This is a genomic window from Barnesiella sp., from assembly GCF_022723415.1.
GTDB lineage: Bacteria > Bacteroidota > Bacteroidia > Bacteroidales > Barnesiellaceae > Barnesiella > Barnesiella intestinihominis.
Genome location: NZ_JAIJHU010000004.1, coordinates 19968 through 42781 on the forward strand (window position 1 = coordinate 19968; position 22814 = coordinate 42781).

The 22814-nt window shown below is 40.6% G+C and carries 14 protein-coding genes; 9 read left to right on the forward strand and 5 right to left on the reverse strand.

The features are described from left to right. Positions 1-40: 40 nt before the first annotated feature. Complete coding sequence (locus QVD32_RS01510; RefSeq protein ID WP_021892204.1) at positions 41-604, reverse strand: Crp/Fnr family transcriptional regulator; 564 nt, start codon at positions 602-604, stop codon at positions 41-43. 24 nt (positions 605-628) lie between these two features. Then, positions 629-2362 (reverse strand): tetratricopeptide repeat protein, encoded by a 1734-nt coding sequence (locus tag QVD32_RS01515; protein WP_147401620.1) that lies wholly within the window; start codon positions 2360-2362, stop codon positions 629-631. Positions 2363-2475: 113 nt separating this feature from the next. Between QVD32_RS01515 and QVD32_RS01520 the strand changes: the two genes are divergently transcribed. Beyond that, positions 2476-6984 carry a carboxypeptidase regulatory-like domain-containing protein gene (locus QVD32_RS01520; protein ID WP_118687558.1) on the forward strand — a complete coding sequence of 1503 codons (4509 nt, stop codon included), beginning with the start codon at positions 2476-2478 and terminating at the stop codon, positions 6982-6984. A gap of 182 nt (positions 6985-7166) precedes the next feature. Then, positions 7167-7490: a DMT family transporter gene (locus QVD32_RS01525; protein ID WP_021892201.1), complete on the forward strand. Its 324-nt coding sequence runs from the start codon at positions 7167-7169 to the stop codon at positions 7488-7490. A gap of 115 nt (positions 7491-7605) precedes the next feature. On the opposite strand, the gene QVD32_RS01530 is transcribed toward QVD32_RS01525, so the two are convergent. After that, complete coding sequence (locus tag QVD32_RS01530) at positions 7606-8049, reverse strand: DUF4186 domain-containing protein (RefSeq protein ID WP_008860728.1); 444 nt, start codon at positions 8047-8049, stop codon at positions 7606-7608. Positions 8050-8073: 24 nt separating this feature from the next. Continuing rightward, complete coding sequence (locus QVD32_RS01535) at positions 8074-8544, reverse strand: GNAT family N-acetyltransferase (RefSeq protein WP_008860729.1); 471 nt, start codon at positions 8542-8544, stop codon at positions 8074-8076. A 405-nt stretch (positions 8545-8949) separates the two neighbouring features. Here QVD32_RS01535 and sppA point away from each other — a divergent pair, with 405 nt between their 5' ends. Both sppA and lpxK read left to right on the forward strand, forming a co-directional pair. Next, the gene (gene sppA / locus QVD32_RS01540) at positions 8950-10695 is read left to right on the forward strand and encodes a signal peptide peptidase SppA (RefSeq protein ID WP_021892200.1); all 1746 of its coding nucleotides are present in this window, start codon (positions 8950-8952) and stop codon (positions 10693-10695) included. 5 nt (positions 10696-10700) lie between these two features. After that, positions 10701-11801: a tetraacyldisaccharide 4'-kinase gene (gene lpxK, locus QVD32_RS01545; RefSeq protein ID WP_021892199.1), complete on the forward strand. Its 1101-nt coding sequence runs from the start codon at positions 10701-10703 to the stop codon at positions 11799-11801. A gap of 80 nt (positions 11802-11881) precedes the next feature. Here the strand turns inward: lpxK and QVD32_RS01550 are convergent, their stop codons facing one another. Beyond that, positions 11882-14260: a TonB-dependent receptor gene (locus tag QVD32_RS01550; RefSeq protein WP_021892198.1), complete on the reverse strand. Its 2379-nt coding sequence runs from the start codon at positions 14258-14260 to the stop codon at positions 11882-11884. A gap of 118 nt (positions 14261-14378) precedes the next feature. On the opposite strand from QVD32_RS01550, the gene QVD32_RS01555 reads away from it, so the two are divergent. The 5 genes from QVD32_RS01555 to QVD32_RS01575 all read left to right on the forward strand — a co-directional run bounded on the left by QVD32_RS01555 (position 14379) and on the right by QVD32_RS01575 (position 22813). After that, entirely contained in the window at positions 14379-15953 is a 1575-nt protein-coding gene (locus QVD32_RS01555) for a beta-N-acetylhexosaminidase (protein WP_021892197.1), read from the forward strand. A gap of 131 nt (positions 15954-16084) precedes the next feature. Beyond that, on the forward strand, positions 16085-16690 hold the full coding sequence (locus QVD32_RS01560; RefSeq protein ID WP_008860734.1) for an RNA polymerase sigma-70 factor: 606 nt from the start codon (positions 16085-16087) through the stop codon (positions 16688-16690). Between the two features lie 116 nt (positions 16691-16806). Continuing rightward, positions 16807-17820, forward strand: a complete 1014-nt coding sequence (locus QVD32_RS01565; protein WP_021892196.1) for a FecR family protein — start codon at positions 16807-16809, stop codon at positions 17818-17820. Positions 17821-17838: 18 nt separating this feature from the next. Next, complete coding sequence (locus QVD32_RS01570) at positions 17839-21270, forward strand: TonB-dependent receptor (protein ID WP_021892195.1); 3432 nt, start codon at positions 17839-17841, stop codon at positions 21268-21270. 13 nt (positions 21271-21283) lie between these two features. Further along, a complete protein-coding gene (locus QVD32_RS01575) occupies positions 21284-22813 on the forward strand; it encodes a RagB/SusD family nutrient uptake outer membrane protein (RefSeq protein ID WP_008860737.1) in 1530 nt (509 codons plus the stop codon). Position 22814 lies beyond the last annotated feature (1 nt).

Sequence of the window (22814 nt, forward strand, 5' to 3'; positions counted from 1 at the left end):
AGCTAATGTTCTTTCTCCAAGAAACATGGTATCGCCCAATTTATTTTAACTTCGCCCTTATACGGCTTAAACTTACAGGAGTAATTCCCAAATACGAGGCAAGACATTCTAAGGGAATTCTTTGTAACAAATCGGGAGTACGCTCCAACAAAACTCTATAACGTTCGGAAGCCGTCGTGAATAACAGTGGAATTAGTTTTTCCTCTGCTCGCAAAAATTCCAATTCGGCGAGTTTTCTCCCCCAATTCGCTATATCGATGTCTTCCTCAAACAAGCGATACAAATCGCTCCTCTTTAAGCAATACAAAAGAGAATCTTCCATAAGCTCTATGGTTTCGTATCCAGCCTCATTCTTTACATAACTTTTCAATGACATGATAGTCGCCCCTTCTTTCCCGATCCAAAACGTTATATCTTTACCTTCGTGCGAAACATAGGCCCTCACAATTCCTCTTTTTATAAAGAATATATCCGACTCGATTTTCCCTGCCTCCAATAGGAGATGCCCCTTAGGGTGTCCGAGTTCCAAAGAACAAGATAACACCCTATCCATCGATTTCTCCGATATCGGATATATGCTGTTGATTATGTCTCGTAAATCCATAAAACACGACTCATTCCAAGTATATTAAATACCTCTCAAAAAATCTTCGAGCGACTCTTTCCCCAAATTCAACTTTTGTCTCAAACGATAACGATTTTTCTTAACGCTCTCAGGTTGTAAAGAGAGCATTTGGGCTATATGTTTATTTTCCATACCGGTACGGATATATGCACATAAACGAAGCTCCCCTTCGGTAATAGATGGACACAAAGTCTTCAACCGAACAAAGAAATCGGGATGTACCTTTACAAATTGCATTTTAAAGAAATCCCATTCATCGTCGGTCCCCAAGTGCATTCTTATATTGTTACTAATTTGCAAAGCCGTGTTCGATTGAATATTTCCGGCATCTTTTTCTTTTTCCAATTCATCGACAAGAGATTTCAATACTTGGTTCTTCTCCATGATGATCAACGAATTGGAGGCAAGCTCCCTATCTTTGTACTCCAATTCCACTTTGAAACAATTATTCTGCAACATCTCATTCTCCAACCGAGTCACCAATTCTTTATTTTCCAACTCTTTCAATTGTTTCTTTATCTTCTCCTCCCTACTCTTTTTCCAAAATATATAACAAACCAATGCGGCAATACAAAGTATGAATGCACAAACGACAAGAATCAAAACGAACCGGAACCTGCCTCTTTCTTCCGCCTGCTGCAATTCGAGTTCCTGTTTCTCTATGGCCGCCCGGCTTTCCATACGTCTAATTTCAGCCAAACTGTTTACTTGGTCCAACGAATCTTTATATTGTTCATACCTGTTCAAATAAACATAAGCACTGTCCTCCTGCTGTATGGCAGCAAAACATTCCGACATATTCTTTATGACAGGAACGATGAGGTCGATATTCCGAATATTCACTCTACGGCATGCCTTTCTATAATAATACAAAGCACTATCCTGTCTATGATTATTTTGGTAAAAACGCCCCATAAAACACTCCGACTGAATCAACAGTCTTTTATTCGCAAATTCGGTAGACAATCGATACGCTTCTGAAACATATTTTTTACTCAGAGGTACATCATGTTCAGTCAACAATAACAAAGTATTGATATAGAAAGACGTATCTTCAACACAAACAGGATTTTCCAACAGTTTATAAAGAATTTTTTCGGCCTGCACCTCTTCATTCATCGAATATAAAACATTCGAAATATTCAACTGGTTTTTTGCCCGATAAACCGGCTTATTCAGTTTCTTATAATAAGAATCTGCTTTCTGCAAATACTCCAACGCCTTAGGATAATCTTTCAGGCGACTCAGTATGTTTCCCATATCGATATAAGCATGAGCCAACATGAACAGATTGTTCGTCCGGGCATAATACTCCGATATTTTCTTTAAATTCTTATAAGCAACATGCGGCTGATTTTTATGCATAATTGTCCATAAATGAAAAACACGCATATAATCATAAACATAACGTATGGAATCTACCTGCTGATAGGCCTCATCAATTAAATGAATTGTAGAATCGGAATTGTTCTTTTTAAGCTGCGACCTTGCATCCCAAAATTTAGCTCGCCACAGGTACACCGTTTCTTTATGGTGAGCTCGGGCTATGGTATATAATTCCTGTATCAACGAATCCCGATAATAAATACTATCGGTAGATATAAATTCCAATTCAAGCACATCTGCAATCGAATCGAATGTATTATCGATAGGCTTCCAATACGTCCCTATAACCTCACGCCCCCAAAAGTTAAAGGAATATAACCATAAACAAACGAATAAAAAACCTCTTTTCATGATACAAATATACGAAAAATGCCATCTGTCCACCGATTGTCCATTCTTTTTTTTCGAGAAAAGCAGCATATTAGTTTACATTTGTATATTAAAACTAAAAAATAGTGGTTAATATGAGAAAAGAAAAACTTTTTCATTTATTAGTATTATTAGGATTTACCTTATTATCCATGACCATCTCTGCCCAAACCGACAGTCGTGATGTTTACGGTTGGCTGAGATATGACGATTACAACCAAGACGAATACGGTATTTGTAAATTCAAAACCGATGCGGCCGATGACATTCAACCCGTATGGCCTTACGACCAAGCAAGAGTAGCCTGTGCAGGTGCATTCGCCGAAGGATTCTATTATGTTTATCTATATGAGACCGACGGTTATAATGCCACCCCTTACTCATTCAATCGCATAGATCTTTCCACCGGAGAGTCCACACAGGTCGCAGATTATAGAGGTATGCCATTTTTATTTCAGGATATGACATACGACTATTCGACCCAAACCATGTATGCCATCGGGTATGATGAAAGCGTCTATACAACGCTGCTATTGAAAGTAAATCTGACCACCGGAGAAACGACCATTGCAGGAGAGATAGGCGAAAGCAAATATGTAGCCTTAGCCTGTTCTTATGAAGGTCAATTATATGCCATCGATGTAGACTATGGAGATTTATGGAGTATCGATAAATTTACGGGGGCAGCCACAGACATCGGCTATACCGGTGAACGGGTAAGCGAGGATCTTCAATCTATGGAGTTCGATCACGAAACAAATACTCTTTATTGGGCCGGATATAATTTTTGGGGAACGATAGATACCTCTACGGGAGCAGCAGAAGGGATTAGTAAATTAGGGAACTATGCACAAGTCGTAGGACTTTATATACCCTTCAAAAAAACGAATCCTAATGCTCCTGCCGAAATCTCGGATTTACAAATCACACCGGGAGCTAATGGAGAATTATCTGCCGAATTGAGTTGGACAAATCCATCTTTAACTTTCGGAGGGAATAAACTAACCAACTTAACAAAGATAGAAATTTATAGAAACGAACAACTCGTTCACGAAATCACAAACCCGGCAATCGGAGAAAAAAGTAATTGGCAAGATACCGGAATACAACAAAATGGATCGGTTGTATATCGAATTACCGCAATCAATAACGAGGGAACAAGCAGCACCACGGCACAAGCAATATTCATAGGACGTGACGTACCGGCAGCTCCTTCCCAACTATCATTGATTGTCCTCGATGAAAACAGAGCAAAGATAACATGGTCTACTCCACAAACCGGTGCAAACGGAGGTTGGATAGATGCCTCTGCTCTCACCTATAAAATTACTCGTCTACCGGATTCTATCGTTGTAGCCGAAACTACGACCGGTAATGAGTATATAGATAATTCCATTACAAAACTAAATATCTATTCTTATCAGATACAAGCCATTACCCCCGATGGCGCAGGTCCAACCGCAACCACGGACAGGCTTGTCATGGGTCCGGCATTAACTGTACCTTACCGATGTAATTTTGCGACAGACGACCAATTCGCTCTCTGGAATGTGATCGACGCCAATAATGACGAATACACATGGAAACGGGAAACGACTCTTGCAGCCGCTTATTATTACTATAATGAAGATGGAGAAACCGGGGGAGACGATTGGTTGGTTTCTTCGCCGATTCATTTGGAAAAAAACAAAATCTATCGCTTAAAGTTTAAATTACAATCCTATGACGTAGGTTATCCCGAAAAGGTCGCCGTACATCTGGGTACAGGAGCTTCTGTCGCTGAACAGACGACCTTACTTGGCGACTATGAAGTCGAAAGCAATACATTCGTCGAATATAAAGTCATTCTCCCCGAAAGGTTGGAATCAGGAAATTATCACATTTCTTTCCATTGCCACTCTGAGCCGTACATGTTTATCCTTTATGTAACCGACGTTTTATTAGAAGAAGTCAGCGAAGGGGTCTTATCGGGTGTCGTAACAAACGGACAAACACCTTTGGAGGGTGTGGAAGTAACCATAAAAGACTCTGAAACTAAATGCACTACCGATGAAAAAGGTTTCTATGAATTTAAAGAACTGGAAGCAGGAAACTATACATTGACGTTCAATAAAACAGGTTACCGCTATATCGAACAGAGCGATATAATCGTCGAAATGGGAGATACTGCGAAAATAAATACGACGTTGGAGGAACTGCCTACTTATTCCGTAAGCGGTAAAATAGTAAACAGTAAAAACGAACCTATCAGTCATGCGAAAGTATCGATAACCGGATATACCGATTACTCGACAGAATCCGGTTCCGACGGTACATTTATATTCCCACAAGTATATCAATCCAACCTATACGCACTAACCATCGAACGTTACGGGTTAAGCAACGATACACTGACTCTGAACGTAGAAAATAGTAATATCGTTTTAGATGACATCATACTAAAAGACAAGCCTCTTCCACCCTATTCATTGCAAGCTGAAATTCAGGGAGAACAGGTAAAATTAGAGTGGAAAGAACCTATGGATACCCGTTTATTCCGTCACGATAACGGGATACATGGTGGAAGACTCGGAACAACAGGATCGACAGTAAAAAGCGTATATGGTTCGGTATTCAGAACACCGACCAAGCTAACCGGAATGACATGGTTCACAGAAAACTACCTTACCACACATCACACGGTCAATATTTTTGTGTTCGATTTAGATACCGAAGGAGAGCCCACTTCGACCATCTTATACTCTCAAACGAATGTTCCCAACAAAGATATGGAATGGAGCAGTTTTGAATTCCCGGAACCGATAAATGCACCGAATGGATACATGTTGGCACTCAGCTATGAAGGCCACGTCGGATTAGGACTCGATACAGGCGAAGGTCCCGACTATCCGTTTACCGAAAAAACAAATTGTTTCTCAGAGGATTACACGACCGGAAAGTTCACTTATACGGAAGAACACGATATCAAACGTTCTCTGATGATTCGCGGTATCGGTATTCTGATCGGTGAAGACGAATTACCGCCTGCCACGACAGATAAAAAATACCAAGTATGGAGACTAACCGCCGAACAGAAAGACACTCCGGAACAATGGGAATTATTAACCGCCGAAACAGTAGAGGCATATTCTTATACCGATACAAATTGGAGTTCCTTGAAACAAGGATTTTATCATTATGCAGTCAAAACCGTTTACAATAACGGAGAAATCGTTTCGCCGGCAGCATTCACGCAAGCGTTAACGAAAGATATGTACACTCGGGTCACCCTCAACATAAAAACGAGCACTCCTACCAACGAAGCGAAAGGAGCCCAAGTAGTTCTGACAAATATTGATGGAAACAGCGAACATATATACACCGGTACAACCGATGCTTCGGGTAAAATCGTCTTCTCCAATATATGGAAAGGGACTTACGATATAAACATTTCATTAAAAGGTTTCAATAACTACACAGCCGAATCCGAAGACTTTTCCACTGAAAACAGTTACGAAAAATCTAGCTACGTATTACAAGAATATATCGTCAATCCGTTCAATCTCGAAGTGGTGAAAACCGACAATGAACAGGAGCGCATGTTCAAATGGAACGTGTCGGAACATCTTTTCGACGATTTTGAAACTCATACCGATTTTGTCATCAACTCGGCAGGAAACATAGGCTGGACTTATATCGACGGTGACGGTCAAGAAACTTATGGAATCGACGACGTAGACTACATCAATGCGACTCTTCCGAAAGCCTATATGATCTTTAACCCATACGCTACCGACCCCAACATCGCACTTTTCGATTCCAATATCAGACCACGTAGCGGAGAAAAATACTTAGCTTCATTCCCTGCACGTCCGGGTGCGAACAATGACTTTATCATTTCTCCCGAACTGAACTTCAATCGAGACTTTATATTGAAGTTTTATGCCAAGAGTTATACGGAAGATTATGGTAAAGAGTTGATGAATGTAGGATATTCGGTCACCGGTAATGACGCAACCGATTTCATCTGGCTGAACGGAGAAAACCCGATAGAAGTTCCGATGGGAAATTGGACGGAATATAAATATACCATTCCTGCCGAAGCCAAATATATAACGATTAACTGCGTCTCCAATAATATTTTCGTCTTTATGGTCGACGATATATTCATCGGAGTAGAGTTACCAGAAGGAGTCGATTTAAACAACATGAAAGAAAATATCTCTTTCGAAGTCTATTTAGATGGTGAAAAAATCAACACGACCCAACAGAGCAATTATCTGTTCTCCGGTCTGAATAAAGGTAAACATAAAGCAGGTGTGAAAGCTGTCTTTTCTTCGGTAACGACCCCTATGACAGAAATAGAGTTTGATGTGGAAGAAGGCAGCGGAATAGAAGAAAACCAATTAAACGGCAGAACGATTCACCCCAATCCGGCAAAAGAGACAGTAACAGTTTCCGGTGAATATGACTACTTGTCCATATTCGATATATCCGGGAATGAAAAGTCTCGTTATTTTTACGGGGAAACAATAAGCGTACGGAACCTGCCATCGGGTATCTACATCGTCAGAATCGTTTCCGGCAGCCAAACCGAGGTGACCAAATTGGTCGTGACTAAATAATAATTTTCTAATTATATTTCGAAGAATCCCGATACATCGTTATGTATCGGGATTTTTTTACTACGTTCGATATCATTCATCATTAATCGTCAAAAACTTATTTCACTTCTTATCAAATGTAAAGTAAAAATAGGCGGGACTAGAATAACTTTGCACCATTTTCAAATTAACCTCTCGATTTTATGACGAACTGGATTATTTTGATTGTAGCAGGATTCTTCGAATCGTGTTTCGCTTTTTGCTTAGGAAAAATGAAAGGAGTTGTAGGCCTCGAATATTACTTTTGGGGCATAGGTTTTCTAGCTTGTCTGGCTCTAAGTATGATACTTCTGGCCAAAGCCATACAGACAATTCCTATCGGCACGGCCTACCCTGTATGGACAGGAATCGGCGCTGTCGGTACGGTGATAGTAGGCATCGTCTTTTTCCATGAACCTGCAGCTTTCGGTCGACTGTTTTTCGTTACGACATTAATTGCATCAATCATAGGTCTGAAAATGGTTTAATTAGAAATAAATAGTAATATATGTTCAAAGAGATAATGGCTGCCACCGAACACAACAACCTTAAACCGATACAGACAAAAAATAAATGAGAAATAAACTACAACCGTGTTCTTTACTATTCTCCGAGCTGTCGTTTTATCCACTCCATCACCACAGCCACGGCATAATGTTGTTCCTCATCGGTCAATTCTCGACCGGCCGGTATACGATGCCATTTTTCGAAACAACCTCGGCAACAACACCCGGTGGCATGTTGAGCTATAAACACGGGATGCCCGCGCATGGGAGTTTGTTTACCATCGTTGGGAATCACGGCCGGAGCCAATCGTTTACGAATAAAATCGGCGGCATGACGGGCAATCGTATCCTCTCCTTTTTCTTTCAGATACACTATTTCCTTAGTAGTTAAACGAAATTTGCTGCGGAACCGGGACTGTGAAAGTCGTTCGAAAAGGTCTCCCCAATCATAGGTATTGGGTAAAGCCTCTGTTTTTTCGACAGAAGTCGATTCAGGGAATAATTCACCGCAGAAAAAATCGCTTCCTTTAACCTTCTTCATGAGACAAAAACAACAGAGGTTGACCTACAAAATCATCTCCATTCCTACTTTTTGAGGTTTTAAACCACATTTTTCATAAAACGTCATAGCCGATTCGTTGCAACACCACACATTTAAAGTGACATTGTAACACCCTTGTTCCTTAGCCAACCGAACCACCGCATCATAAATCACTTTACCCACACCATTGCCCCGTTGGCCTTCATCGACACACAAATCGTCGATATACAGAGTCTTTATATCCGTGAGGATATGACTATCCCGATGTTGCTGAAAAATACAAAACGCATATCCCAAGACTCTATCTTTATCATCTGCCGCTACCAAAACCGGGGTATCGCAATCGGACATAATTTTTCTTAATTCTTCATCTGTATATTTTTTCTTCCCGGATTTAAATAAATCGGGGCGTCCTCGATGATGAATACTATTCACTTGAACCAAAAGTTTGTTTATCTGCTCTATATCCTTTTCTTCTGCAAACCTTATTATCATTGTGCTTATACTCTTTTTCATTACGAAGATACTGATTCTTGAATATAAAGAGAAATGTCACCACCCCCAAAAATCTATCTTTCCCCAATCTCACGGCACATATCACTCTGCGGAACAATCATCGAAGAATCAACAAAAAAGGATATATTTCACTAATAATCAAAACAATACAAATAAAAATTCATAAATATCAATCAAAATAAATACCCAAGAGTAAAGTATAATATATAGATTTTATCGAAAAACGATAATTATTTATTGATTTTCTTTTTGAATTAAAATTTTATATGTATGTTTGCACCATATTAAGAATGAAAGATAAACCAGTTACAATCCTTTTTATTCACAAAAAATCTATCTTTGTAAAAATAGAATGAAACAAACAATAAATAAAAACAAGGAACAATGAAAAAATTTTTCACCACGACATTCGCCTGCGTATTGGGCGTAATGATTGCAGGAATATTATTAACCTTATTGTCCATCGCAGCATTAACCGGAATGGCGGTTTCGACAGAAACCGAATACACAGCGAAACCAAACACTATCATGAAATTGGATTTAGGTATCGTTACCGACCGTAGCCAAGAAGATTTCATGAGTGTTTTGTTTGGGAACCAACAAAAAACAGACGGTCTTGACAACATCATTAAAGCTATAAAAACAGCCAAGACAAACCCAAACATTGCCGGCATATACATCGATGCTAACGGCTCTTCCCTCGGTGTTGCCTCTCTCGACCGCATACACCGGGCTCTGAAAGATTTCAAAGAGAGCGATAAATTCATCTATGCTTATGCCGACGACTACACACAACGCGAATATCTACTGAGTGCGGTAGCCGACAGTGTCGTTCTAAATCCGGTAGGAGCTATCGATTTCAGAGGGCTGGCAAGTCAAATAATGTTTGTAAAAGGGCTTTACGATAAATTGGGTATCGAAGTCCAAGTCCTAAAAGTAGGAACATATAAATCGGCGGTAGAACCTTATATCAACACGCAAATGAGTGAAGCGAACCGCGAGCAGACGATGGCCTACATGACTCCTATTTGGAATCATCTTCTCGAACAACTTTCGCAAGACCGAGACATATCGGTGGACCAGCTGAACAATCTGGCCGACACTCTATTGGTGACAGTCGATGCCAAAGAATTAATTGCCAAAGGATTGGTCGATACGTTAATGTACCGTCCTCAAATGAACGAATTTCTGAAAGCCAAAGTGGGAATAGATAAAGACGATGATTTAATCTTCGCATCAATCAACGAAGTAGCATCGATCAAGCAAGCCCCAAATAAAGCCAAAGACGAAATTGCTATCGTCTATGCCGAGGGAGGCATCGATATGGGTGAAACCAACGGAGTGAACACCGCCAAGCTGGTCGAAGATTTAACCAAAATACAAAACGATAAAAACGTAAAAGCAGTTGTTCTCCGAGTTAATTCTCCGGGTGGAAGTGCTTATGGTTCGGAACAAGTATGGGCTGCTATCGAAGCTATTAAAGCTGCCGGAAAACCAGTAGCCGTATCGATGGGCGATGTCGCTGCATCGGGTGGATATTACATCTCTTGCAATGCCGACCGTATCTTTGCAAATCCCACTACATTGACAGGCTCGATCGGCATTTATGGCCTAATCCCTAACTATAAAGGTTTATTGACTGGGAAATTAGGCCTTACATTCGACGGCGTACAAACCAATAAATATGGTAATTTCCCCTCGGTAAGCCGGGCTATGACAACCGATGAACATCGGCAAATGCAACAATACATAGAACGAGGCTACGAATTATTCACCACTCGTTGCGCCGAAGGCCGTGGCATGAGTATCGAGGCGATCAAAAAAATCGCCGAAGGTCGTGTATGGGACGGTGCAACAGCCCTCGAAATAGGTCTGGTCGATGAATTGGGAGATTTGGATGCCGCTATCGAATGGGTTGCTCAAAAAGCCAAACTCGACAAATATAAAACAAGTGCTTATCCAAAACAAAAAACGGCTATGGAACAATTAATGGACGAGCTGGGAATGAATGTTCGCTCAAAAATAGCCGCTTCTTATTTAGGTGAAAATTATAAATATTTCAAAGCGTTGGAGCAATGTCAAAATATAGATCCCGTACAATACCGTATGGAAGACATTGAGCTCTACTAAGTCTTATGTACGGAAAATCGGTTAAGATAAACCATTGGCTCATTCCGATCAGTTGGCTATATGGACTCGGAGTAGAGATTAGAAACAAACTCTTCGACTGGGGCATTCTCCCGGCCGAAGAGTTTGACATACCCGTCATATCAGTAGGCAACCTTGCCGTAGGAGGGACAGGCAAAACGCCTCACATCGAATACTTGATCGAATTACTCGGTCATAAATATCATATTGCCGTACTCAGCAGAGGATACAAACGGAAAAGTAGAGGATTCATATTGGCCGATGACAAGTCTACCGCCCGTGAAATAGGAGACGAACCTTACCAGATAAAAAGAAAATACCCCAATATAACCGTCGCGGTAGATGCCAATCGCCGTCGAGGTATCAAACAATTAAAAAAACAAATACCCGACATCGATGTGATTCTACTCGACGATGCTTTCCAACATCGCTATGTTACGCCGTTGTCCTCGATAGTACTGACCGACTACAATAGAGCTTTACACCTCGACAAACTATTACCGGCGGGACGATTACGTGAATCTCGACACGAATTGTCGAGAGCCAATATGGTCATCGTAACCAAGTGTCCAATAGATATGAAACCTATTGAATATAATATTATATCTCGTTGGTTACACCTGTTTCCCTACCAAAATCTATATTTCTCCACTCTTTCTTACGGTCATCTGCAAGCAGTATTCCCCGATACTGCCATAGGAGAAATATCGCTAAAAGATATATCGAGAAAAGACGGATTGATGGTAGTAACCGGAATCGCCAACCCGGCTCCCATGCTGCAATACATCTCTCATTTTCACGACCTGCGAGAAAAGCTACTTTATCCCGATCATCATAACTTTACTTCGAACGATCTGAACGATATAACGACACGGTTTTTGGCCTTGAAAGGAGAGAAAAAATACATCATCACCACAGAAAAAGATGCAGCGAGACTACGATCGGTCCCATTCGATGACGCAATAAAAAAAGCGCTCTATTTTCTTCCGATACATGTTCGTTTCATGCAACATACCGGAACATCATTCGATGAAAAAATTTCAGACATAATCTATAAGAACCGCAGATCGAAACAAGTGAAAAAATAACTTCGAAGCCGCATTGAGTTTTTTATGCCAGATTAAGATCATCGCACAAAATATCTATCTACAAAAATTAAAACAGTTTCTTAAAACTCCACGGTAATTCCCAATGTCGGCAGAATCACTCCGCTTTGTTGGGCGATGTATTTCATGCGATACCGTTCTGTCCCGTCATTATCCACATATTTTTCGCCCGTGCTTATCAATACCGGAGGATTATCGTATTTAAAATTCAGCACATTCTGTAAATCTACATAAAATCCCAACATCACACCTTTGAAATAAAACGACTTATCCACTCTGATATCAGCCTCATAGAAAGTTTTCAAACGTCCTGTATTATACCGGTCATAATCATAATAAGGTCTAGCCGTGGCATCCCACGCCGGAACAAGAGACGAAGTATACTCATCATAAGGAGTATATGGAGCCCCTCCCATCAACCTGAATTTCAATCCTATATCCCAGTTTTTAGGTAACTTATACGTCCCGGACAAAGTAAAAAGATGACGATAATCCCATGCCGACGGTATATAAATCCCGGTTGCCGGATCCTCGAACTGACTACGATACCATGTATAAGAAGCCAATGCCGTAAACCGTCCCATACCAAACCAACGGAGCATCACTTCCAAACCATAGGCTCTGCCTCGCGCAGTCGAGCTTGCCGCCTCATTACCCGACACACCGTAGTCCGTCCCCTTACAGGCCAATGGAATACTATCCCTTAGAGACAACGGTGAATGAGTATATTTTTTATAAAACCCTTCAACCGTCAAACGTGCCCACTTGTTGATATAATACTCCACTCCAACGACAGCTTGGTCGGAACAAATATATTTCAATCTCGATTTATTTATCAAAACATTATCCTCTTGATACCCCATTGTCGTATATGCCGGTAGCTGATAAAACCGACCTATGCTACCATTCAAAAAGAAATTCCCTATCAAATTATACGAAAGCGACAACCGGGGAGAAAATTGCTTGAAAGGATTATCCGTCAAAGAAGAATAATTACAAGCATCGAGACGAAATCCAAATGAAGCCGAAAAACGATCGTCGGCCGACTTATATCCAGAAGTTGCGAAGATACCCCATTTGAACAAACCCAAATCCGTTTTATATCTTATTTCCTTAGGGATATCGGTAAATGCACGTTGAAACGTATTATTCCTATAAACGGCATAATCGACATTAAATCCAGCGGTCAAATCAAACAGCCCCACCAATGACCTGTTCTCGAACCTCAAATGATTTTCAATCTCGTCCGATTTAAGCCTCAAAGTCAGATTATCGGTAGAAGATTCATCATTATCCCTATACTTAATATTACTGTTATTCATAAAACTACGGCTCAACACGACCGTCTGTGTATGATTGCCCGAATAATGCTTATAGACTGCACCCAGAGTATAGGTATTCTGTTTAATGGTAGGCAAATAGTTCAACAGATATTGTTTCGATTCATCTTCGGGATCCGTTTCCGTGTTTAACTTCATATCGTCTATCGCGCCCAATCCCAAGACCATAAGCTCATGTTCCTGTGAAAAACGGGTCTTTACCTTGAACTGAGCATCGGTATAACGGGGCAAAAACGGCATATCGAGCAAGGAAAACAGTAGTTGCAAATAAGACTGCCTTACTGAAACGATATAAGTCGTCTTATTCCCAATATGTCCTTTCGAAGTCAAAGCCACCTCCGAAGCTCCAACGGTTCCTTTAAAAGTATATTTATCGGGAGTACCGTCGAGAAGTTTAAAATCGAATACAGAACTTAAAGCATTTCCCCGACTTACAGGAAAAGCCCCCGTATAGAAATTGACCTCACGGATAAGATCGGCATCGATAATCCCAACCGGTCCCCCCGATGCACCTTGTGTGCTGAAATGGTTGATATTAGGTATCTCTACCCCGTCTAAGAAAAACTTATTTTCCGAAGGACCTCCACCCCTTATCATCAAATCATTCCTGTACCCGTTTCCCACAGCCGAAGCCACACCGGGAAAAGAATTTACGACTTTCGAAATATCCCGGTTTGCGCCCGGACTTTTTTCTATCTCCTGCACACCGATAACCCTCATAGCGATAGGGCTCTCTATCGAACTTCTAAACGGAGCGGCCACAACACTTACCTCGCTTAAAGCCACCTGCGATTCTTCCAACGCTATATCGAGCGTATAATCATAAGACGATATACGAAACTCAGGAGAGACATAAGTTTTATATCCGACAGAAGAAACCTGTATGCGGTACATTCCCGGAGATAAATTTCCAATGAAATAATTACCCAAAGAATCGGTCATCGTCCCCATCGGAGTATTCCAAATACCCATACTGACAAAGGGCAATCCCTCACCCGTTGCACGAGACGTCACCACTCCTTTTACAGAATACGTTTGAGCTCCATAAGCCGAAATAAATATAAAAAAGAGAAAAACAAAAAGTGTATGTAACCGCAACATAAACAATCCTTTTTTAAGAGTACAAAGATAAATATATTTTTGTTCTCGATTCAAAAAAGAAAATAACCGATTACGTACGTTCAAAAAATTATCCGTATAAATAAAAAACAATAGTACCATGAAAAATTTATCAAATTTCAATCTACTGATTATCATTTTATTATTCTCGTCTTGCCGACAACAGCCCTTTACAGGAACAGTCCACATAATCCCCTACCCCAACCAAATCGCCATCGGAACTCAATATAGGCCAATAGGGAAAAACTTATCGATTTACCTATCTCCCGAAAGCGGACTGGACAAAGATTATATCGAAGACCTCTTGTCCGATACCGGTGTCAAATGTAAGTTTACTAATTTTAAATGGATAGCCGATTTAACGTTCGACATAAAACCCGATACAATCGGCCTAGAAGGCTATCGGCTCGTATCCAACGACTATGGAACAAAAATTACGGCCTCCGATACAAAAGGTCTATTCTATGGATTACAGACATTCCGACAACTAATAACATCTCAAAACAATACGCTTGTTATTCCGTTCGTCGAAATAGCCGATAGCCCTAAATTTCTCTGGCGGGCTCTCATGCTGGACGAAGGCCGTTATTTCAAAGGAAAAGAAGAAGTTAAAAAGCTATTGGACGAAATGGCTCGTCTCAAAATGAATACGTTTCATTGGTATTTGACCGACGATCAAGGGTGGCGAATCGAGATAAAAAAATATCCGTTACTGACCAAAATCGGAGGGAAACGAGATTCTACCCAAATAGGGAACTGGAACAGTAACATTTACGATGGAAAAGTACACGAGGGATTTTATACACAAGAAGAAATCAAAGAAATAATAGACTATGCAGCCAAGCGACAAATAACTATCGTTCCCGAAATCGAAATGCCGGGGCATGCTTCTGCGGCTATTGCAGCTTATCCCCAGTTAGGAACAGAAAAACAATCTATCAAGGTTCCTACACGCTTCGGAGTACAATACCATGCTTATAACGTCGCCGATCCCAAAGTCATACAATTTATAAAAGATGTTTTAGACGAAGTATGCAACCTTTTCCCCTCGGAAACAATTCACATCGGAGGAGACGAAGTCAAATACGACCAATGGAAAAAATCGGCACAGGTACGTAATTTCATGAAAGAACAGAATATAAAAACACCTGCCGATCTCCAAATATGGTTCACAAATACCATTTCCCATTACCTGGAAAGCAAAAAAAAGCACATGATGGGCTGGAATGAAATTACCGGAGTTAAAATACACGATTACACCGATTTTGAGGATGCAGCCTCCGGAGCATCGCTTGCAGAAGGAACCATCGTACATTTTTGGAGAGGAGACCCTTCTTTGATCAAACAAACAGTCAAAAAAGGATACCAAGTGGTTAACTCCTATCACGAATATACCTACCTCGATTATGACACGGCATACACTTCTCTCGAAAAAGCATACCATTTCGATCCTTTGGCGGGTATCACCGGAAAAGAAACGGATTTAATTATCGGAATAGGAGCCCAAATGTGGGGAGAATGGATACCTACCCCTTCGGACATGTACCGTAAATTATATCCTCGTATAGCGGCTTTTGCCGAATGTGGCTGGACCTCACCTTCAAATAAATCATGGAAACGTTTTAATCAAGCGGCCTACAAAGAAAATCTCCGTTGGAAACAATTATACCAATAAATATTAATATTTATTCTAAAAAATCTACATAGGTAATTATTGATTTATCTATGTAGATTTTTTAGAATTATAAAACTTCATTCTTTTCATTCCTTAAATATTGTTTTTCTATCATTTTTTACCGTAATTTGATGCCGATAAAACAAGCTGCTCCTCGACAGCATCACTTTATGCAAATCACCAGTCAACAAATAGAAGAGATACGTGCAGGCAAAATCAAAACATTCGAGATTTTGTTCAACGCATATTATCCTCGGGTTAAAAGCTTTGCATTCGGTATGATAAAAGATCAATACGAAGCCGAGGAAATAGCACAAAATGTATTCTTAAAGTTGTGGTCCAATCGGGAAAAACTCTCGTCCGACAACACTTTGAGCAGTTACATATTCACCATCGTACAAAATGAAGTTTACGACTTTTTTCGAGAAAAACACTATTCGCTCGGATACCAAGAAAAAATGTTGTCTACTCCACAAAATTTACAGTACGAAATCGATTCGGAATATAACATCAAAGAAATAAAATCCATTGTCAATCGTACGTTGCAAAACATGCCTCCGCAACGAAGAACAATATACCAAATGAGCCGAGAACAATTCTTAAGCAATGACGAAATCGCCAAAACCCTCGGTTTATCCAAACGTACGGTAGAAAAACACATCAGCCTCGCATTGGCTACCATTAAAAAAAATTTAGGAGACTTCCTTTTCTGGCTATTTATATTCTTTATTAAATAAATAGCTGTTATCTCCTATCGTCATTTTCTTACCAATAAAGATTTATATTAAATTTTTTTCACGGTCGTTACGTGTGTAATTTCCTTCAATCGTATAATATTATATAAGATAAAATTATGCAGAATCCAACTCCAACCAGACAAGAACTATCCAGTTATTTTTTCGACCGGTGCACGCCCAAAATAAGCAATAAGGTCGAACGTTGGTTTTTCAAGAACGGTAACAGCCAAGAAGCCAAAAAGTTATTATTCTCCTTATGGGAAGAATTGGAAGATACTACATCATCTACTTCTCCCGAAGAGATACAAGCCGCTTTCGAACAATTCAAAGCTCGATTACTGAGCTCCGCACCCCAAGAAAACAAGTCTAAAAAACCAAACTTGTTTCTCTGGATACAACGTATTGCGGCAATCCTCATTCTCCCTCTGATTATATTTTCGGGGTACTTATTCTATCAACACCAAAAAGAAGAAAACATAGTGTGGATAGAAAAAAGTGCCGGATATGGCGACATCAAACATATCACTTTGCCCGATAACACCACTGTATGGTTGAATGCCGGCAGCACTATTATTTACCCCGAAGAGTTCATCGGCCGTTTCCGGCAAATATTCTTTACGGGAGAAGGTCATTTTTCTGTGGCAAAAAATAAAGAAAAACCATTCATCATTAAATCGAACGAAAGCAGTATAGAAGTTTTAGGAACCCAATTCAATTTAAAATCGTACAGCAACGACAACAGAATAGAAGTAGCCCTTCTCGATGGATCGGTAGCGTTCTGTTATCCGAGTACGACAGACCAAGAAATGAAATGTATCCTCTCTCCGGGCGAACAAGTTTATTACAATCGCACAACCCACAATCTGGAAAAGAAAAATTTTATCCTATCCGACTATTCTTCATGGAAAGATGGAAAATACTATTTCAAAAACGAAACATTGGAAGATATTGCCAAACAGTTAGAGCGGAATTTCGATGTCAACATAATTATCAAAAACGATTCACTCAAACAAATTCCTTATCACATGGCATTTGTCAACAACGAAACTTTAGACGACATTCTATCGGCCATGAATTTAGACGGATATTTAACAATCAAACGAGATGGTAAAATCATAGAAATTTATTGACAATCAAACTAATTTATCATGAAAAGGCACAAAATTCATCACTTCGCCGACATTGTCGGAAGATGCAAGAAAGGCATAATCCCATTTTTATTATGCTTCGTCTTTATGGGATACGGACAAAACATATCTGTCAACTTCCCGAATATAACAGTAGAAAGAGCTTTGGAAATTCTTCGGAATCAAGAAGGGTATTCTTTCTCTGTCAAAACAAATGATGTAAACTTACGACAAAAAGTCAATGCCGATTTGCAAAACCAACCTATCGAAAAGGTATTGGAAACCATATTCCAAAACCAACCGGTTTCTTTCGAAATAGAAGGTAAAATGGTAAGAATCATTAAAGCCCCTGAAAAAGATTCGAAACAAACAGGAAGCACAGCCGAAAGCAAAAAAATCTCCGGTAGAGTAACCGATAAACAAGGTGACCCGCTCATCGGGGTAAGTATCATTGCAAAAGGAGCCAACAAAGGCACGATAACCAATATAGACGGGTATTATTCTTTAACTGTACCCGACAAATCTGTTATACAATTCTCTTATGTAGGCTACGATACCCAAGAACTAAAATTAGGAAAAGGGAATATATTGAACGCCACCCTACAAGAAAAGATAAATGACCTCGACGAAGTGGTCGTTATCGGATATGGCAGTATGAAAAAAAGCGACCTGACAGGAGCTGTTACCTCGGTAAAAACCGAAGATCTTCCGATGGCAGCCAACACATCGATCTCTCACATGTTATCGGGAAAAGCCGCCGGGATAACATCGGTTCAAAACAGCGCACAACCGGGTGGCGGCGTCACTCTGCGTATACGAGGCGAAGCATCTACCGGAGCCGGAAACGAACCTTTATACATCATCGACGGATTTCCAGTAGGAGGATCCCAAGTCGAACCGGCGGCAGACAACAGATATAGCGATTTCGGGTCTCGTAATCCTCTGAACTCTATCAACCCTAACGACATCGAATCCATAGAGATTCTAAAAGATGCTTCTTCCACGGCTATTTACGGAGCAAGAGCTGCGAACGGTGTTATCATCATTACGACTAAAAAGGGACGCGAGGGAAAACCCGTTGTCAATTACAGCGCAAACTATGGCGTCCAACAAATTGCCAACAAGACGGAAATGATGACGGCCGAAGAATTCATGACCGAAGCCAACAAATTCGCCAAAGAGCAATGGCTCTATAACAACAGAGTATATCCATACGGAAATACGAACCCATCGTCGATAAAAGACCCCATCGTCTATCCTTATGAAGCAAAAGATATAAAAAATGCGGGGAAAGGAACCGACTGGTATGACTTAATTACCAGAGAAGGTATGATTCACCAACACAACTTATCGGTATCTGGCGGAACTTCCAACCTGAAATACATGGCATCATTCAACTTCTTCGATCAAAACGGAGTTGTTCGAAACAGTGACTTCACCCGCTATACCGGACGTCTGAACATCGAACATCAAATAAATAAAATATTCAAATACGGAATCAATGCGACTCAAAGTTACATCAAGTCCTCGAATGTTCCATTGGGAACAGAAGACTTCGAAAACTCTGGATTGATAAACTCGGCTATGTCGTACGACCCGACGACACCTGTCAGAGACAAAAACGGGGATTATGCGCAAAGCGATCGAATGACTACTGTACCCAATCCTGTTTCTATGCTCGAAATAGATGACTATACACAAACTAAAAGATTATTGGTGAACGCTTTTCTTCAAGCAGAAATCATAAAAGGATTGGTTGCGAAAATCAATATAGGATTCGATGACCAAAACGGCGTAAGAAATTCCTACATACCCACTACTACATTATACGGTAAGCAAGAAGGAGGAAAAGCCAGCAAAAGTATGGCACAGCAATTCGACCGCTTGTTAGAAGCAACCGTAAACTATAATTTCAATATTGCAAAAGCGCACAAGTTCAATATTTTAGCAGGATATTCCTATCAAGATTTCAACAACGAAGGATTCTCTGCCGCCAATTCACAATTTTTCACCGATATATTCAAATACAACTCACTGGCTTCCGGAGAAGCAGCCCGCCCCACGGTAGCTTCCAACAAGTCAAAAACTATGTTCATCTCCTACTTCGGTCGAATAAATTATAACTTGTTCGATAAATATCTTTTCACTCTCACTGCTCGTGTCGATGGCTCAAACCGATTCGGTGAAAACAATCGATACGGAATATTCCCGTCGGGAGCATTTGCATGGCGTATCAAACAGGAAGACTTTTTAAAAGACGTCGACTTCCTCTCCGACTTAAAAATGAGAATAAGTTTAGGTCAGACGGGTAACAGTGAAATCGGGAATAACGCCTTTGAATACTATACGGCAGCATGGCAACAATATGTGTTTGGCAATTCGATTAACACCGGAACGGCAAAATCGCAAATCGCCAACCCAGATTTAAAATGGGAAACAACAACCGAATTTAACTTTGGTTTGGATTTCGGATTCTTCAACCAACGGTTAAGTGGTACATTCGAATATTTTAAAAAAGAAGTGAAAGACCTTTTGGGTTACCGCTCGCTAAAATCATTCATGGAAGTATCTACGGTAGCCGCCAACATCGGAAAAACTCAAAGTACCGGTATAGAAATTTCCTTGAAAAGCCGAAATTTTACAGGAGAATTCAAATGGGACACTGAACTTAATTTCACCCGATATGTAGACCGTTGGAAAGAGCGTAATCCCGAAGACGAACTAAGCCCTTGGCAAAAAGCGAATGATCCCATTCGAGCTCACTACGGATACCTATCCGACGGAGTTCTGGGTATAGACGAGACACCTCCCGCTTCCATGCCCAACCTGCTGCCCGGTGAATATAAAATAAAAGACGTAAACGGTTATCTCCGAGACGACTTCGGGAACCTTATACCCGATGAAAACGGAAACGTTCAATACACAGATGCCCCGGACGGGATTATCGATGAAGCGGATATCGTATTATTGGGAACATACGATCCGGGCTTCTCAATCGGATTTGGAAATACATTCGAATACAAAGGTTTCGATCTGAATATATTCTTTTACGGCATGTTCGACCGAATCGTCAACAACGCCACGCGTGGAAAATTCTCCATTCCCAATATTCGTTTTATTCTAAACGGACAAAACATGATGAAAGAAATATCCGAACGTTGGTCTAGTGAAAACCCACACAGCAAATATCCGTCTGGATTCGTAAGCCAATACCCGCAGCCATCTGATTATCTGTGGGAAGACGCTTGGTTCATACGCTGTAAAAATATCACTCTGGGTTATACACTTCCTCAAAAATGGATACGGAAAGTATTTTCCAGAGCCCGGATTTTTGCAGATGTTTCAAATCCCTTCGTAATTACACCTTACTCTGGCAATGACCCGGAAACCGATTTCAAAGCCGGTTACCCCAATCAACGTACCTATTCTTTTGGAGTGGACATAACCTTTTAATCCTATATGAATTATGAAAACTAAAAATATATTTTTCTCCTCGCTGTTTCTCATAGCAGCATATTCGTGCTCTTTGGAAAACGAAACTTATGATCAACTTGGCTCCGATAACGTGATGACTACCGAAAACGATGTCAAAGCCGCTGTCACCGGGATATACCACGAACTACGTGGCGGAGGCTGGGATCGCTATAATTGTGCATGGGGTTCTCTACTAACTATGCAAATCGGTTGTACCGATGAATGTGACTGCAACTGGGTATGGGACAAACAACTCGATTTTCTGTGGACTGCTGAAACAACCGATTTAGGGCAATTTTATACCGGACTAGTTCCCGCTGTTACCAAAGCGACCTCTCTGCTGGAACGCATGCGAAAAATATCTATATCCGCTCCAATAAAACGCAGATATATGGCCGAAGTCCGATGTCTCAGAGCTATGTGGGCATATGATCTATATGATCTCTACGGAACAGTACCATTAATTACCGATCCAGATATAGCCCTCGATCCTCAAAAAGCCCAATCTTATATGCCAGAACGGCCCTCGATAGAATGGTATGTCAACTTCATAGACACTGAATTAAAAGAAGCAGAAGAAAATTTGAAACCGGCCAGTCTGCTCGCGGCAAGCGAATACGGGAGAATGACCAAAGGTATCGCTCAAATGTATATGTTGAAACTCTATATGCATGAAGCCGGTCAAGAACGCCACTATCGAAACGACGAAGGCAAAGCTATGATGTGGTGGAATCGGGTAGATTCGATTACCGAAGTCATGATAAAAGACGGAGAATACTCCCTGCAAAAAGATTACATGTCAATATGGTCTCCTTCGAATCAAAGGAACAGCGAAGTAATTTTCCCAATACCCAATTTCCCCGAAGGCGGCTTAGGAAACTGTTTCCTCGCACATGCATTACCCGCCGATTATGTATCGCAAAACGGAATAGCATTGACTAAATGGGGAGGGTTCCTTGTTCCCTGGGATTTTTACGACACCTATGATCCCAAAGACAAACGGAGAAATGCTTTGTTGGCGACCTATTGGAATGGAAAAAAGATGGTCGACCGCCGTACTGAATACACGGGTAAACCGGGTGCTGTTCCAATGAAATACCAAGAAAATCCTAGCACGACAGGGCAATGGGATGCCAGCGAATACGTAATAAACCGATATGCCGAAGTAATATTGGCCAGAGCCGAAGCTCTGAACGAAATATACGGTCCGACCCAAGAGGCCAAAGACCTCGTTCATGAAATACGGGAACGAGCATTCGATAATTACAAAGGCAGCAAATACGAAAAAGAGATAAATGATATAACCGATAAAGATGCATTCAGAGCACACCTATTAAAAGAAAGAGGTTGGGAGTTTTGTTGGGAAGGCATGCGTCGCCCCGATTTGATTCGTCATGGAGAACTAATATCCAATGCCATTGCTCGTGGCAAGCTTATGGCCGAACCCAAACACATTCTATATGCAATACCACAATCGGTAATTTATGAAAATCCAAATCTTAAAAATAACGAAGGTTTTTAGT